The following is a 13,287-nucleotide window of genomic DNA, read 5'->3' as shown; positions in this document are numbered from 1 at the left end:
GCTGGGTGCCGCGCTTCAGGACGGGGGAGGGGAAGCGGCGCGCCGAATCAGGCGCGCGGCCAATTGGGGCGTTCGAGCCCGGCGGGGATGTGGGATTTGTGCCGGGCCTGGGCCAGCGGCGCGGGCGTCTGCGCCTGCGGCGCGGCGAGGGCATCGGCCTCGCTCAGCGGCGTGGCGGCCCCGGCATGGTGGCAGTGGCAATGGCCGGTCTCGCAGACCGGATGGCTGTCGCCGGCCTTGGCCGTGTGGGCCTGCTCGCTGCTGACCAGCGATGAGGGCTCGCCACCGCTCAGCTCATCGATGCAGCACAGTGCCGCGCCGGCCCAGGACAGCTGGGCGGCGACAAGCAGGGTCAGCAGGGCGATGAACCAGCGGCGCATGGCCACGATTCTATGCAGGGATGCGGTGGCGCAGCGGCCGGCCCGCTTCGAAGTCGCTGAGGCTCTCGATGGTGGTGGCCATGATCTGGCCGACAGCCTCGACGGTGAAGAAGGCCTGGTGGCCGGTCACGATGACGTTGTGAAAGGACACCAGCCGCTGGATGACGTCGTCCGTGATGACGGTGGACGACAGGTCCTGGAAGAACAGGTTGGCCTCCTGTTCGTAGACGTCGATGGCCAGGCCGCCGAGCTGGCCGCTCTTGAGGGCCTGCACGGCCGCCTCGGTGTCCACCAGGCCGCCGCGGCTGGTGTTGACGAGGATGGCGCCACGCTTGATGCCGGCCAACGACGCGGCGTCGACGATGTGGTGCGTGCCTGCCAGCAGCGGGCAGTGCAGCGAGATGACATCCGACTGCGCCATCAGCTCCGGCACCGTCACGTAGCGGCCGCCCAGCGCCTCGAAGGCCGGATTGGCGGCCACGTCATGGCCCAGCAGCGTGCAGCCGAAGCCGTGCAGGATGCGTGCGAAGATCGTGCCGATCTTGCCGGTGCCGATGACGCCCACGGTCTTGCCGTGCAGATCGAATCCCATCAGCCCTTCCAGCTCGAAATTGCCGTCGCGTGTGCGGTTGCTGGCGCGGGCGATCTTGCGATTCACGGCCAGCAGCAGCCCCACGGCGAACTCGGCCACCGAGTGCGGCGAGTAGTCGGTCACGCGCACGACGGCGATGCCAAGCGCCGCGGCTGCGGCGGCATCGATGTGGTTGTAGCCGGTGGAGCGCGTCGCGACCAGCCGCGTGCCCTGGTCGGCCAGCCGGGCCAGCACCTCGGCATCCACGCCGTCGTTGACGAACACGCAGACCGCGGCACAGCCGCCGGCCAAGCGGGCCGTGTCGGCAGTCAGCCGGTCCTGGATGAACACCAGCTCGTGGCCGGCCCGCAGGTTGGCCTGCGCCAGCAGGGACTGGTCATAGCGGCGGGCACTGAAGACAGCGGTTTTCATGGCGGTGAGGCGGGCTGGACGACGCCTCATCGTAGGCGCGCGGAGCTTGCGGGCCGGGGTCGGCGAGGGAACTCAGTCCCTGCCGCTCAGCAGCGCGTCGCGCAGGTTGGCGTCGGCCGGCGATTCGCCGAACCAGATCTTCAGCACCATGGTGAAGAACTCGTCATCACCGATGGGCTCGCCCTGGGGCTGGCCCTGGATGTAGAACTGCGTGCCCTTGCCGGGCACGAAATCCATCGTGAAGCCGTCGCCGGGCATCAGCTTGGGCTTGCCCGAGAAGACCTCGATGAGGCGGGTCGTCGCCAGCGTGTGGCGCGTCAGTTGCGCGGCCGGCGTGTTGTCGCTGATGCCGCGCAGGAAGAGGCGGCCCAGGTCGGTGCCGGGCAGCTCGCGCAGCGCCGTGAACTGCAGGCGCTTGGGGCCCGGCAGGGCCATCAGCTCGGCCGTGGTGGCGACGCGCCGGGCCGTGTACAGGCCCATGTCATAGGCCTTGAAAACCAGGCGCACGCGCGTGCCCTTGCCGTTCAGCTGCAAGGCGCTGCCACCCAGTTGGGCCGTGGTGTCGAACTTGGTGGCGGTGGGCGCCGCGGTGGCCTGCAGGCACAGGGCTGCGCCGGCGATCAGGGTGGCGAGGCGCACGCGCGCGGCGAGCGTCTGAAGCTGGGTCATGGGGTCTCCGAGGTGGCTCTTCTCGCAGCGTGTCCGCTGCGGCGCCGCGATTCTGCTTGCGGAATCGACCGTAACCGGTCTGCCGGATACCCTCGAATCAGGCGTGAATCCTTACCACCCGAGCAGGGCGGCCCTTGGCCTCGCGGGCGCGCAGCTGGCCGCAGCCGCCCTCGACGTCCTGGCCGGCCGAGTCGCGCAGCTTGGTCAGCACGCCGCGGCTGCTCAGCTCGGCCGCGATGGCCTTCGCGCGGTCCCAGCTCGGGCGCCGGAAGGGCAGGCCTTCGTTGCTGTTGAAGGGGATCATGTTGAGCAGGCCGTAGCGGCCCTTGAGCAGGCGCACGATGCCGTCCATCTCCTCGGGGCCGTCGTTGACGCCGTCCAGCAGCGTCCACTGGTACTGGATGGGATAGCCGCTGGCGCGGGCATAGGCGTCAGCGGCTTCAACGAGATCCTCGGGCGTGAGGCGCGGCGCGCGCGGCAGCAGGTCGGCGCGTTTGGCGGCGTCCGTCGTGTGCAGGGACAGGGCCAGGGCCGGCTTGACCTCGGCCTCGTTCAGCGCGGCGAAGGCGCGCTCGTCGCCCACCGTCGAGAACACCAGCTGCTTGTGGGCCAGGCCGCCCTCGCGGCCCAGCAGCGTGATGGCTTCCAGCACATTGGCGAGGTTGTGCGCCGGCTCGCCCATGCCCATGAAGACGACCTTCTTCAGCTTCGCGTTCTTGCGCCTTGCCAGCACCACCTGGGCCACGATCTCGGCGCTGCCGACCTGGCGGATCAGGCCGTCCACGCCCGTCATGCAGAACCTGCAGCCGACCGCGCAGCCCACCTGGCTGGACACGCAGACGCCGTCGCGCGGCAGCAGCACGGTCTCCACGGTCTGGCCATCGTTCAGGCCCAGCAGCAGCCGCGCCGACTGGCCGTCGCCGCCGGCATGCTCGCTGCGCAGGGTCAGCAGGCCGTCCAGCTCCGCCATCAGCGCAGGCAGCGCCTCGAAGACGGCCTTGGGCAGCCAGCCCTGCAGCGGCCGCTTGCCCCCATCCAGCGGCAGGCATTGCAGCCACAGGCGCAGCACGCGGCTTTCGTGGTCGGGGTTGGCGCCCAGCGCGCGCAGGCGCTGGCGGAGGTCGGCGATCAGCATGGGAACGGAGGTGACAACAGCGCCCCGATTGTCGGCGCTATGCTGGATTCATCCTTTTGCTGAGGAGACGCCATGAGCCCAAAGTCCGGTTCGCCTGATTGCTCGCCCGAGGAATGGGCCGTCCGCTGCGATCTCGCCGCCCTGTACCGGCTGGCCGCGCTGCATGGATGGGATGACCTCATCTTCACCCACATCTCGGCCCGCGTGCCCGGCCCCGAGCATCACTTCCTCATCAACCCCTACGGGATGATGTTCGAGGAGATCACGGCCAGCAGCCTGGTCAAGGTGGACAAGGCCGGCGAGAAGGTCGTGCCCAGCGACTACAACGTCAACCCGGCCGGCTTCATCATCCACAGTGCCGTGCACGAGGCTCGCGACGAGGCGCACTTCGTCATGCATCTGCACACGGTGGCCGGCGTGGCGGTCAGCGCCCAGCACGAGGGCCTGCTGCCCATCTCCCAGCACAGCCTCTTCCCGCTGGCCTCCCTCAGCTATCACGACTACGAGGGCGTGGCCCTCAACCCGGATGAGAAATCGCGCCTGGTGCGCGACCTGGGCAAGACCTCCCTGATGATGCTGCGCAACCATGGCCTGCTCACGCTGGGCCAAAGCGCCGCCGACACCTTCCTGAAGATGTTCATGCTGCAGCGGGCCTGCGAGATCCAGATCGCGGCGCAGGCGGGTGGTGGCGAGCTGATCCGCATCCCGCAAGCCATCCTGGCCGGCATCCGCGCCCAGAGCGACAAGGTGCTGCGCGGCTCGGGCGCCGAACTGGCGTGGCCGGGCCTGCTGCGCCGTCTGGCGCGCCAGAGCCCCGGGCACGACGCGTGACCCCGAGCGTCGAGACTTGGGCAGCGGCGGGCCGCCATGTCGACTTTCGCGGCCAGCGCGTTTTCATCCGCAGCGACGGGCCGCAGGACGCACCGGCCCTGCTGCTGATCCATGGCTTCCCGACGGCGAGCTGGGACTGGTGCAAGCTCTGGCCCGACCTGGCGCGGACGTACCGTCTGGTTGCCGCCGACATGCTGGGCCTGGGGCTCTCGGCCAAGCCGCGCGGGCATCGCTACACGGTGGGTGAGCAGGCCGACCTGTTTCTCGCGGCCCTGGCCGAGGCCGGGGTCAGCGAATGCGCCGTGCTGGCCCATGACCTCGGCGACACGGTGGCTCAGGAAATCGTCGCCCGCGCCATCGATGGCCGCCTGCCCGTCAAGCTGCGCGGCGTCATCCTGCTCAATGGCGGACTCTTTCCCGAGACGCACAGGCCGGTGCTGTTGCAAAAGCTGCTGCTGTCGCCGCTGGGCCCGCTGATCGCCCGCCTGTCCAGCCGGGCCAAGCTCGGGGCAAGCTTGACGGCCATCGCCGGCGACGCCAAACCGACGCAAGCCGAGCTGGACGCGATGTGGACGCTGATGAGCCGTGACGACGGCTGTCTCGCGCTGCCGGGGTTGATCCGCTACATGGTGGAGCGCCGCGAGAACCGCGAGCGCTGGGTCGGCGCCCTGCAGAACTGCCCGGTGCCGCTGACCGTCATCAATGGCAGCGCCGACCCCATCTCGGGCGCCCACATGATCGCGAGGCTGCGTGAGCTGCAGATCCCCGCCGACGTCGTCGAGTTGCCGCGCGTGGGCCACTACCCGCAGATGGAGGCGCCCCAGGCCGTACTCGCCGCCGTGCAGCACGCGCTGGCGAAAATGGCGCCATGATCCTGCGCCAGCGTCCCTCCGCCCTGCGGCTCTTCTTCGTGCTGCGCGGCTCCATCCTGAGGCGCATCCGCGGCGTGCTGCTGGCCAATGTGCTGCTGGCCTTCATCGTCACGCTGGGCCATCGCGCGCTGCCGCGCGAAACGATGGTGCTGATGCTGTCGCCCATCCCCTTCTCGCTGATGGGCCTGCCGCTGGCCGTCTTCCTCGGCTTTCGCAACAGCTCCTGCTACGACCGCTACTGGGAGGCGCGCAAGCTCTGGGGCGAGCTGGTGCAGCGCTCGCGCAACCTCGCCCGCCAGGTGCTGCATCTGATCGACTGGCCCGCGCCGCCGGCCGCTGCGCGCGACCTGGGCGACGCGCGCGTGCGCCTGCTGCTGCGTGCGGCGGCCTTCTGCCATGCGCTGAAGGCCTTGCTGCGCGGGCGGCCGCAGGATGACAGCGGCCTGCAGGGACTGGTGTCATCGACCGAGCTGGCCGCCCTGGCCGCTGGCCACAACCGCCCCGCCATGCTGATGCTGAACCAGGGTGCCGACCTGGCCCGCTGCCGCCGCGATGGCCTGCTGGACAGCATGCGCGCCGTCGAGATCGACGCGACGCTGAGTGCAATGACGGCCGCCGCCGCGGGCTGCGAGCGCATCCGCCACACGCCGCTGCCGTTCTCCTATTCGCTGCTGCTGCACCGCACGGCCTATCTCTACTGCTTCCTGCTGCCCTTCGGCCTGGTGGACGCCATCGGCCTGATGACGCCCCTGGTCGTCGCCATCGTGGCCTACACCTTTTTCGGCCTGGACGCCCTCGGCGACGAGATCGAGGAGCCCTTCGGCACCGAGGCCAACGATCTGCCGCTGGATGCCATCTGCCGCGGCATCGAGATCGAGCTGCGCCAGGCCCTGGGCGACGCCGAACCACCGCCGCCGCTGCAGCCGGTCGACTACCTGCTGCTCTAATTCAGCCGATGACGACAGACTCCCGCAGCCCGCGCTGCTATGCCCTCGTGCCAGCCGCCGGCATCGGCGAGCGCTCCGGCGCCGGCATCCCCAAGCAATACGTCGAGATCGCCGGCCGGCCCATGCTGGCCCACACGCTGGCGGCGCTCGCGGCCGTGCCGCGCCTCGTCCAGACCCTGGTGGTGCTCTCGCCGGCTGATGACCGCTTCGAGACCGCCGTCCCTGACCACAGCGCTTGGGCCGCTCGCGTCGGCGGTGCCAGCCGGGCCGAGAGCGTGCTGGGCGGCCTGGCCGAACTGCGCCGCCGCGGCGCCGTCGGCGATGACTGGGTGCTGGTGCATGACGCCGCGCGCTGCCTGCTGAGGCCCGAGTGGGTCGATGCGCTGATCGACGCCTGCCTGCCCGACGCCGTCGGCGGCCTGCTGGCCCAACCCATCGCCGACACGCTCAAGGCCGCTGACGCACAAGCCCGTGTGACGGCCACCGTCGACCGCCGCGACAAATGGGCCGCGCAGACGCCGCAGATGTTCCGCCTCGGCCTGGTCGAGCAGGCGCTGACCGCCATGGGCGCCGCCGCCACCGACGAGGCCAGCGCCGTCGAGGCGCTGGGCCTGGCGCCGCTGCTGGTGCGTGCGTCCATGGCCAACTTCAAGGTGACCTGGCCCGAGGACTTCGCGCTGGCCGAGCGCTGGCTCAGAGCCTGAGATCGAGGTCCTCGCCGCTGAGGAAGTCCCCGTTGGCCGGCACGTCGAGGGTGCGCTCCAGCGCGCCCTTGAGCTTGAGCTTGGCGGCCTGTTCGGGCGCGATGCGCAGCCTGAACGCGCCAGGCGTGACCTGGTGGAAGAGGTAGTAGCCGTCGGCCGAGCTGGTGGTCGTCGCGATGACCTCGCCCTTGGCATTGACCAGCTCCACCTGGGCGTCGCCGATGCCGCGCTTCTTGCCCTTGGCTTCGACGAGGTAGATGGTGCCCTCGACCTCGGAGGTGACGATGACCGGGAATTCCAGCTGCTCGACGCGGCCCGGCCGCGGCAGCACGCGCACGCCCGGTGTCAGCGGCTTCCATTGCGGGTCTTCCAGCGTGGACGGGTCCAGTGCGATGTCGGCATAGCGCCCCGGTGAGAGCCGGTTCAGGAAGGCCACGCCGCCGGCATCGGTGAGGCGCGGATGGCGGCCGCCGCCGTTGAGGATGAAGCCGGCGTTGGGTACGAACTCTTCGCCGGGCTCGCGGATGCCGTTCATGTTGCGGTCCACGAAGGCGCGGGCCGACACGGCGCCGGTGCCGGCCAGCGGCTGGCCGTCGAACTGCCAGCGGCCGCTGCGCGGGTCGCGGTCCAGCGCAATGAAGAGCTGCAGGCCCAGGGCCAGCTCGCGCTGGCTGGAATAGCTCGCGCTCAGGGCCAGGCCGAAGCTGCCGAGGCTCTTGGCCAGGCCGGCCGACACCAGGGTCAGGCCCGAGTCCATGCTGCGCAGCAGGCCGGCGTTGAGCTGGTAGCCGTCGGCCAGGTTGCGGTCGGCGCTGATGGCCACGGCCTGCAGGCTGCTGCCGGGCTGCACGCGGTAGTTGAACTGGGCGTTCAGGCCGATGTCGGCCACGCGCCGGCTGACCTGCAGCGCGCCGTCCGTCGTCGTCTGGTCGCCGCTGCGCTGCCAGCGCAGGCTGTTGGACAAGGCCGTGCCCCAGTACATCAGCGAAGTGCGCAGGCCGAGCTGCAGGTCGGTGCCGCCGTAGTCCAGCCTGCTGCGCAGGGCGCCGACATCCAGCATCAGGCGCGGCAGGGCGCCGAGCTTGACGCTGCCCTGCAGGCGCAATTCGTCGCGGCGGCGCACGGAGAACTGGTCGGTGACGAAGCCGCCCTGGCGCTGGGTGTGCAGGGCGTCCAGCGCAAAACTGCCCAGGCGGGTCTTCAAGCCCAGCTCACCGAGGCCGCCGCCGCGCATGCCGCTCAGCTGCCCGCTGAGGATCATGGAGTCGAGATAGGCGAGCAGGCCGAGCTGGCCATAGTCCAGCGTCTCGGTGGCGATGCCGCCGACGATGCGCGGCCGGCGCACCAGGCCGAGCTTGCCCGTGAGCTTCTTGCCCAGGCCGATGTCGGCCTGGGCCAGGCTGCGCACCGAGCCGTCGTCCGCCACCTGCGAGGCCAGGGTGTAGAAGACCTCGCCAGGCTTCACGCTGGCCTGGTCGAGCAGGAAGCTCTGCTTCTCGACGCGCAGCTGCCCGAGCGGCCCGTGGAAGACGAGGCGGAACTCGTTGGGGCCGAAGGACAGGGGCAGGTCGTCGAAGGCGTACTGGCCGTCGGCACGCGAGGACTGGTAGCCCAGCAGCTGGTCGTTGTAGTAGAGGGTCACGTCCCAGCCGGGCGGCAGGTCGCCGCGCAGGCTGTGGCGGTCGAAGCTGTTGGGCTGGTCCAGCGGCCGGTTGCTGACGGCCACGCCATTGCCCTTGGCGCTGCCCTGCATGACGTTGCGCACGCTGGGCAGGGCCACGTTGCCCAGCGTCACCGAGCGGGCCTTCATGGGCCCGAGCAGGCCGCCATCGGGATCGTTGCGCGCCAGCGTGACGCGCAGGTCGGGTGTGGCCTTGTCCTGGGTCTTGAGCACATAGGCCGAGCCCTCCATGCCGAGCAGGTCGCTGGTCAGATAGGCGGTGTAGGCGGCCTTGTACTGGCGCGAATGGCGGCCGTAGCGGGCGTCGGCGCCCAGGGACTGGTCGATGGACGGCACGCCGATGGCCCCCGGCGTCGACGGCGCGTAGGGGTAGTTGGGCCGCTCGGCGGGCTGCATGCCGGCCAGGGCGGCGGCGAGGCGCTCGCGCTCCAGCTTCTCCTGCAGCGGTAGCTTCTCGCGCGGCACGACCTTGAGCTTGAGGGTGGCGAGGTCGAGCTGCAGGTCCAGCGGCAGCCAGCGCGTCAGCAGCTGGCGCGACACATAGATGTCGTCGCCGACGACGCCGGCCAGGCGCGGCTCGAAGCTCTGCTCGCGGCCCGCCACGCTGGCCAGGGTTTCGGGCAGGTTGAGGGCGAAGGCACGGTCGCGCGGCAGCCGGCCCTCGGCGCTGCCGCGGTCGGGCCGCACCTGGATGGCCAGGGTCAGCAGCCGCGACAGCTCGCCCAGCGGCAGCAGGGTCTGGGTGCCGTCCTGGTAGGCGGCGAAGCTGTCCGAGATGACCTGTCCGTCCAGCATCACCTCCAGCACCAGCAGGTTGTTCTCGTCGATGCGGGCGGGTCCGGGCCGTGGCAGCGGCGCGGCGGGGGCGACCGCGACGCCGTCGCGCACGCGCAGCCGCAGCTGCCAGTGCGGCAGGTCCACGGCCAGCTCGAGGTTGAGCCAGCGCGTCAGCAGCTGCGTCGATACATAGATGTCGCTGCCGATGGCCTGGGCGAGGCGGGGTTCGAAGGACAGGCGGCGCTCGCCGATGCGCATGCTGGACTCGACGAGATCCAGGCAGAAGGGTTCGCCCGAGCCGGGCAGGGTGCCGGCCGCACGGCCCGTGGCCGGCTGGACGCGCACATCCAGCCCGAGCAGCCGCGACACGGCGCCCAGCGGCAGCAGCACCTGGTAGTCGGTCTGGAAGACGTCCACGGGCTCGGCCATCCTGCGGCCGTCGACCTGCACCTCCAGCTGGCGCAGCGGCGTGGGGGCGTCGTTGGGGCCGGCCCAGGCCAGCCATGGCCAGACGGCCAGGGCAGCGAGGGCGAGGCGCAGGGCACGGCGGGCCATGGCGCGCGGGCGCCGGCCCGTCAGGGGAGGGTGAGCGCGGTCTCGGCGAGCAGCTTGCCGCCGGACTCGGGCCGCTCGCGGAAGGCCAGCTTCAAGGTGCCGGCGGGCAGGGCGTTGCCGGAGGGCAACTGCAAGGGCAGTTGCACGCGCCGGCTGGCGTTGGGGACATAGACGGCGACGCCACCGGCGCGCGCGACCTCGAAGGTCACGCCGGCCGTCGTCGTGAAGGTGGCGAGCAGGTCGCCATAGACGGAGCGGTTGCCGTCACGCTTCATCTGGAAGGACAGCAGGCCGGGGCCGCCCGCGGCGGGCGGCTGCACGGCCAGGTCGGCGAGGTCCAGCCGGGCCTGCGTGTCGCCCTGGCGCACGATGACGGGGATGGACGCGCCGACCAGGGCCTGGATGCTGACGCCCACGTCCTGCACGCCGCGCCTGGCGACGTCCTCGACGCTGCTGGCGCCGCTGGCTTCGGCGACGCGGTCGAACTGCAGGTGGGAGCGGTATTCGCCCGTGGCGAGGTCCTCGGGCTTGCGCAGCAGGATACGCACGGTCTGCGAACCGCCCGGCGGGATGGTGACCTGGCGCGGCGAGTAGCGCAGCATGGCGTCGGCGAACTGCTCGCCGGCGCCGGGCTGGTCGATGGCGATGAACTCGCCATTCGGGCCCATGCGGCGGTTGACGAGATGGATGCGGTAGGTCTCGGGCGTCTTGCCCTGGTTCATCAGCTCGACCTGGGCCGCGCGCTGCTTGTCGAAGACGATGCGCGTCGGGAAGAGCATCAGGTCGGCGAAGGCGGCGCGCGCCCCCAGCAGCCCGAGGGCCGCCAGCAGGAAAAGCTTGGGTGTTGCACGCATTCCGGCATGGTCGCCAGAACTTGAGGGCGGCAAAGCCCGCAAAAGCGCCGCATTCACGGTGCAATTTGTTACTGGTAGTTGACCGTCACGCTGAAGGTGCCGCTGTAGGCACCCGTGCCCTGCAGATTGCCCACGCTGAGCGTGGCGCCGACGTTGATGGTCTGCGTGCCGCCGCCGGACAGCACGCCCGTCACCGGCGGGCTGCTGGAGAAGCTGTTCAGGGCCATGCTGCCGCTGCCGCCGTCGGTCAGGAAGGTGGTTCCGTCGATGGGCAGGGAAATGGTGAACACGGCGTTCGGCGTGCCGCTGATGGTGAACTGCGCGGCGCTGGCCGTGCCGGCCTGGTTGACCAGGATGACGCTGCCCGTCTTCATGCGCCCGCCGCCCGGTGCGACGGTGATGGTGCCGCCGCCGCCTGCCGTGAAGGCACCGAAGGACAGGGCCGTGTTGTTGGTCAAGTCCTGCGCTTGTGCGGCGGCGCTGGCCAGCAGCAGGGCCCAGGTCAGGCAGCGCTGCATTTCAATTGAAGGCGACGGTGATGACCAGGGGCGGCTCGCCGTCGCCATCGCCGTCCGCCGCACCGAACGAGATGGCCGCCGCCGGTCCGCGCGGCAGCAGGGCCGAGCCGGTGGCGGCGACGATCTCCGCGCCGAAGGCCTGGCGCGACTCCACGGCCGCCGTGATCCAGACCGGCAGGGCACGCAGCGCGGCCGGTACCGTCGCGCTGGGCACGCGGGGCACGAGAGTGCCGGTGGCCGGGCCGGCCGGCGCGTTCTGGGCCAGCAGCAGCTCCTGCACGTTGATGGGGACGCCCAGCCAGGCGTTGACCGCCACCGGCACGACGACGACGGCGCTGGCCTGGGCCGGGGCTGTCGCCGCGAGGGCGCGCGTCGGCGGCGTCAGGGCGCACAGCAGGCCGACGGCCGCGCACAGGGCGCAGGAAGCGCGCGTCATGGCGGAAAAGGGCCTTGCCCTCAGTTGTAGGCGACGGTGACCTTGACGACACCGGTGTAGGTGCCGGCTGCCTGGGCGCCACCGACGGTCAATTTGCCGCCGACGAAGATGTAGGCGGCGCCGGACGAGAGGGTACCCGACGTCGCGTCGGTGGTCTCGTCGGTCTTGCCGCTCGCGGTCGTGCCGGCCAGTGCCTCGGTGATCCAGTCGACGGCCATCGTGTTGCTGCTCGCGTCGGTCAGCACCGTGTCGCTGCCGGTGTAGTCGATGGAGAAGGTGTTGTTGCCGGAGCCCGTCACATCGAAGCGCGCCGCCACGCCCGCGACGCCGGTGGGAAGTGCGGCGGTGCCGGACTTCGTGCGGGTACCGTCGGTCGCGAGGGTCACGACGCCGTTGCCGGCGACGACGTTGCCGAACACGAGGTCGGCCGCCTTGCTGACGGCAATGGGCTGCAGCACGACGGCGGTCGCGGAGGCCGTCGCGTTGTCGGCGGCCTGCACGGCACGCATGCCGGCGGCGCCCAGCAACATCAGGGTGCCCAGGGCCAGCAGGCCGGGGACAGGTTTCTTCAACGACTGGATCTTCATGGTCTTCTCCTCAACGCCCGTTGGGGGCCAGCCCGCATGCTGCAGGTCCTCTTGAGGGGCTTATCGACCGAAGTGGCGGGGGCTTGAATGCCAATTCACCACGTCGGGCCGAGCAGCAGGTAGGCCGAGGTCTCGCCGCCGCGTGTCGACCCCAGGGCCAGGAAGAAGGGGCCGAAGCGCGTGTCCACGCTCAGGAAGCCGCTGGCGGCCTGCTGCCAGCCGCTGCGCGGCACATTGGACAGCTTCAGCCCCGAGCCCGCGCCGATGGCGCCGGCTTCGAGCGAGAAGCCGATGCGCACGGCGCCGCCCAGGCCGACCGGCATCTCGCCGATGCGCCGCGCCATGACGAGGCGGGCCAGCACCATGTTCTCGCCCACCAGCGAGGCGTCGGGCGTGCCGGACAGGCGCAGATAGCCGCCCAGCGAGCGCGCCTGGCCGCGCTCGGCGTGGGCGAACTCGCCATACAGCTGGCCGGCCCATTCGCCGAGGCGGAAGGCCGACAGGCCGAGCAGCGACGCGTTGATGACGCCGGACTCGCCGCGCGGGCGCAGCCATTCGATGCGTGCCGTCGTCCACTGGCCGCGGCTGGGGAAGGCCAGCGAGTCGAGGGAGTCGGTGTGCAGTTCCAGGTATTGCTGGCCATAGGTCTGCGAGCGGCGGCCGTTCTCGGGAATGACGGGCAGCACGACCTCGTCCCTGGCGTGCAGGCGACCTAGCCCCAAGCGCAGGTCGCCCAGGCCGGCCACGCGGTGGCCGAGTTCGAGCTGGGCACTGGTCAGGCTGCTGGACAGGCGCAGCGCGCGCTGGCCCTGGTCGAAGACGTCGTTGCTGCCGGCGGCATAGGCGAGCTTGGCGCTGGTGAACCAGCGTGAGCCGGGGCCCAGCGGCTGGTAGAACTCGGTGTTGAGGCCGCGCGTGGAGCCGATGCGCGCAACGCTGCGCAACTCCGCGCCCCAGCGGTTGAGCCAGTTGGCCACATGCATGGCGACCAGCGAATAGCTGTTGGCGTCGGCGAAGTTGCTGTACAGCTCGAGGCCCAGGCGCACGCGGCTGGCGGCCCAGTCGGCCTCGGTGAGCTTGAGCTCAACGCTGCGCCGGCCGTCGCGGTCGTCGACCTCGGTCTCGATGCGGTCGAAGTCGCCGGTGCCGTCCAGGCGCTCGACGGCGCGCGCCAGCTCGCCGCGGCCGACGCGGTCGCCCGGCTGCAGGCCCAGCTCGGCGCGCAGGGCCTCGGCGTTGACGCGCCGGGCGCCGCTGATCTTCAGCTCGGCCAGGGGCAGGGCGGGCAGGGCGGATTCGGGCAGGCCCACGCGCCGGGCCTGCAGGGCGGCCTGGTCG

At 71.0% G+C, this 13,287-nt stretch carries 14 protein-coding genes; 4 read left to right on the top strand and 10 right to left on the bottom strand.

Going from position 1 to position 13,287, the window contains the following annotated elements:
- Positions 1-47 precede the first annotated feature (47 nt).
- The 4 genes from AC07OY_RS27490 to AC07OY_RS27475 all read right to left on the bottom strand — a co-directional run bounded on the left by AC07OY_RS27490 (position 48) and on the right by AC07OY_RS27475 (position 3,187).
- Positions 48-380, bottom strand: coding sequence for a hypothetical protein (locus AC07OY_RS27490; RefSeq protein ID WP_495045793.1), 333 nt, complete (start codon positions 378-380; stop codon positions 48-50).
- Between the two features lie 10 nt (positions 381-390).
- A complete protein-coding gene (locus tag AC07OY_RS27485) occupies positions 391-1,383 on the bottom strand; it encodes a 2-hydroxyacid dehydrogenase (RefSeq protein WP_495045792.1) in 993 nt (330 codons plus the stop codon).
- A gap of 72 nt (positions 1,384-1,455) precedes the next feature.
- Positions 1,456-2,052 (bottom strand): chalcone isomerase family protein, encoded by a 597-nt coding sequence (locus AC07OY_RS27480; RefSeq protein ID WP_495045791.1) that lies wholly within the window; start codon positions 2,050-2,052, stop codon positions 1,456-1,458.
- Between the two features lie 97 nt (positions 2,053-2,149).
- On the bottom strand, positions 2,150-3,187 hold the full coding sequence (locus tag AC07OY_RS27475) for an RNA methyltransferase (RefSeq protein ID WP_495045790.1): 1,038 nt from the start codon (positions 3,185-3,187) through the stop codon (positions 2,150-2,152).
- A 72-nt stretch (positions 3,188-3,259) separates the two neighbouring features.
- On the opposite strand from AC07OY_RS27475, the gene AC07OY_RS27470 reads away from it, so the two are divergent.
- The 4 genes from AC07OY_RS27470 to ispD are packed head-to-tail and all read left to right on the top strand — an operon-like array spanning position 3,260 to position 6,541.
- Positions 3,260-4,018 (top strand): class II aldolase/adducin family protein, encoded by a 759-nt coding sequence (locus tag AC07OY_RS27470; RefSeq protein ID WP_495045789.1) that lies wholly within the window; start codon positions 3,260-3,262, stop codon positions 4,016-4,018.
- Positions 4,015-4,890, top strand: coding sequence for an alpha/beta fold hydrolase (locus AC07OY_RS27465; protein WP_495045788.1), 876 nt, complete (start codon positions 4,015-4,017; stop codon positions 4,888-4,890). The genes AC07OY_RS27470 and AC07OY_RS27465 overlap by 4 nt, the downstream gene beginning before the upstream one ends.
- Complete coding sequence (locus tag AC07OY_RS27460) at positions 4,887-5,837, top strand: bestrophin family protein (RefSeq protein WP_495045787.1); 951 nt, start codon at positions 4,887-4,889, stop codon at positions 5,835-5,837. The genes AC07OY_RS27465 and AC07OY_RS27460 overlap by 4 nt, the downstream gene beginning before the upstream one ends.
- An 8-nt stretch (positions 5,838-5,845) precedes the next feature.
- The gene (gene ispD / locus AC07OY_RS27455; protein WP_495045786.1) at positions 5,846-6,541 is read left to right on the top strand and encodes a 2-C-methyl-D-erythritol 4-phosphate cytidylyltransferase; all 696 of its coding nucleotides are present in this window, start codon (positions 5,846-5,848) and stop codon (positions 6,539-6,541) included.
- On the opposite strand, the gene AC07OY_RS27450 is transcribed toward ispD, so the two are convergent.
- The 6 genes from AC07OY_RS27450 to AC07OY_RS27425 all read right to left on the bottom strand — a co-directional run.
- Positions 6,531-9,554 (bottom strand): SdrD B-like domain-containing protein, encoded by a 3,024-nt coding sequence (locus AC07OY_RS27450; RefSeq protein ID WP_495045785.1) that lies wholly within the window; start codon positions 9,552-9,554, stop codon positions 6,531-6,533. The genes ispD and AC07OY_RS27450 overlap by 11 nt on opposite strands.
- A gap of 20 nt (positions 9,555-9,574) precedes the next feature.
- Positions 9,575-10,408: a fimbrial biogenesis chaperone gene (locus AC07OY_RS27445; protein ID WP_495045784.1), complete on the bottom strand. Its 834-nt coding sequence runs from the start codon at positions 10,406-10,408 to the stop codon at positions 9,575-9,577.
- 68 nt (positions 10,409-10,476) lie between these two features.
- On the bottom strand, positions 10,477-10,926 hold the full coding sequence (locus tag AC07OY_RS27440) for a DUF4402 domain-containing protein (RefSeq protein WP_495045783.1): 450 nt from the start codon (positions 10,924-10,926) through the stop codon (positions 10,477-10,479).
- A gap of 1 nt (position 10,927) precedes the next feature.
- The gene (locus AC07OY_RS27435; RefSeq protein ID WP_495045782.1) at positions 10,928-11,362 is read right to left on the bottom strand and encodes a hypothetical protein; all 435 of its coding nucleotides are present in this window, start codon (positions 11,360-11,362) and stop codon (positions 10,928-10,930) included.
- 20 nt (positions 11,363-11,382) lie between these two features.
- Positions 11,383-11,949, bottom strand: coding sequence for a DUF4402 domain-containing protein (locus AC07OY_RS27430; RefSeq protein ID WP_495045781.1), 567 nt, complete (start codon positions 11,947-11,949; stop codon positions 11,383-11,385).
- Between the two features lie 95 nt (positions 11,950-12,044).
- Positions 12,045-13,287: POTRA domain-containing protein (locus tag AC07OY_RS27425; RefSeq protein WP_495045780.1), on the bottom strand; the 1,243-nt coding region annotated here is incomplete at its 5' end.

This window comes from Roseateles sp. GW821-FHT09H10, assembly GCF_059415865.1.
The sequence above is the reverse complement of the archived record's forward strand: the minus strand, read 5'-3'. Positions and strand labels throughout refer to the sequence as shown.

What these genes read in the sequence shown, in the direction of transcription:
- AC07OY_RS27430 (WP_495045781.1), bottom strand. Translation starts at nt 11,949, where the DNA reads ATGAAGATCCAGTCGTTGAAGAAACCTGTCCCCGGCCTGCTGGCCCTG.
- AC07OY_RS27490 (WP_495045793.1), bottom strand. Translation starts at nt 380, where the DNA reads ATGCGCCGCTGGTTCATCGCCCTGCTGACCCTGCTTGTCGCCGCCCAG.
- ispD (WP_495045786.1), top strand. Translation starts at nt 5,846, where the DNA reads ATGACGACAGACTCCCGCAGCCCGCGCTGCTATGCCCTCGTGCCAGCC.
- AC07OY_RS27435 (WP_495045782.1), bottom strand. Translation starts at nt 11,362, where the DNA reads ATGACGCGCGCTTCCTGCGCCCTGTGCGCGGCCGTCGGCCTGCTGTGC.
- AC07OY_RS27440 (WP_495045783.1), bottom strand. Translation starts at nt 10,926, where the DNA reads ATGCAGCGCTGCCTGACCTGGGCCCTGCTGCTGGCCAGCGCCGCCGCA.
- AC07OY_RS27470 (WP_495045789.1), top strand. Translation starts at nt 3,260, where the DNA reads ATGAGCCCAAAGTCCGGTTCGCCTGATTGCTCGCCCGAGGAATGGGCC.
- AC07OY_RS27485 (WP_495045792.1), bottom strand. Translation starts at nt 1,383, where the DNA reads ATGAAAACCGCTGTCTTCAGTGCCCGCCGCTATGACCAGTCCCTGCTG.
- AC07OY_RS27460 (WP_495045787.1), top strand. Translation starts at nt 4,887, where the DNA reads ATGATCCTGCGCCAGCGTCCCTCCGCCCTGCGGCTCTTCTTCGTGCTG.
- AC07OY_RS27450 (WP_495045785.1), bottom strand. Translation starts at nt 9,554, where the DNA reads ATGGCCCGCCGTGCCCTGCGCCTCGCCCTCGCTGCCCTGGCCGTCTGG.
- AC07OY_RS27445 (WP_495045784.1), bottom strand. Translation starts at nt 10,408, where the DNA reads ATGCGTGCAACACCCAAGCTTTTCCTGCTGGCGGCCCTCGGGCTGCTG.
- AC07OY_RS27475 (WP_495045790.1), bottom strand. Translation starts at nt 3,187, where the DNA reads ATGCTGATCGCCGACCTCCGCCAGCGCCTGCGCGCGCTGGGCGCCAAC.
- AC07OY_RS27480 (WP_495045791.1), bottom strand. Translation starts at nt 2,052, where the DNA reads ATGACCCAGCTTCAGACGCTCGCCGCGCGCGTGCGCCTCGCCACCCTG.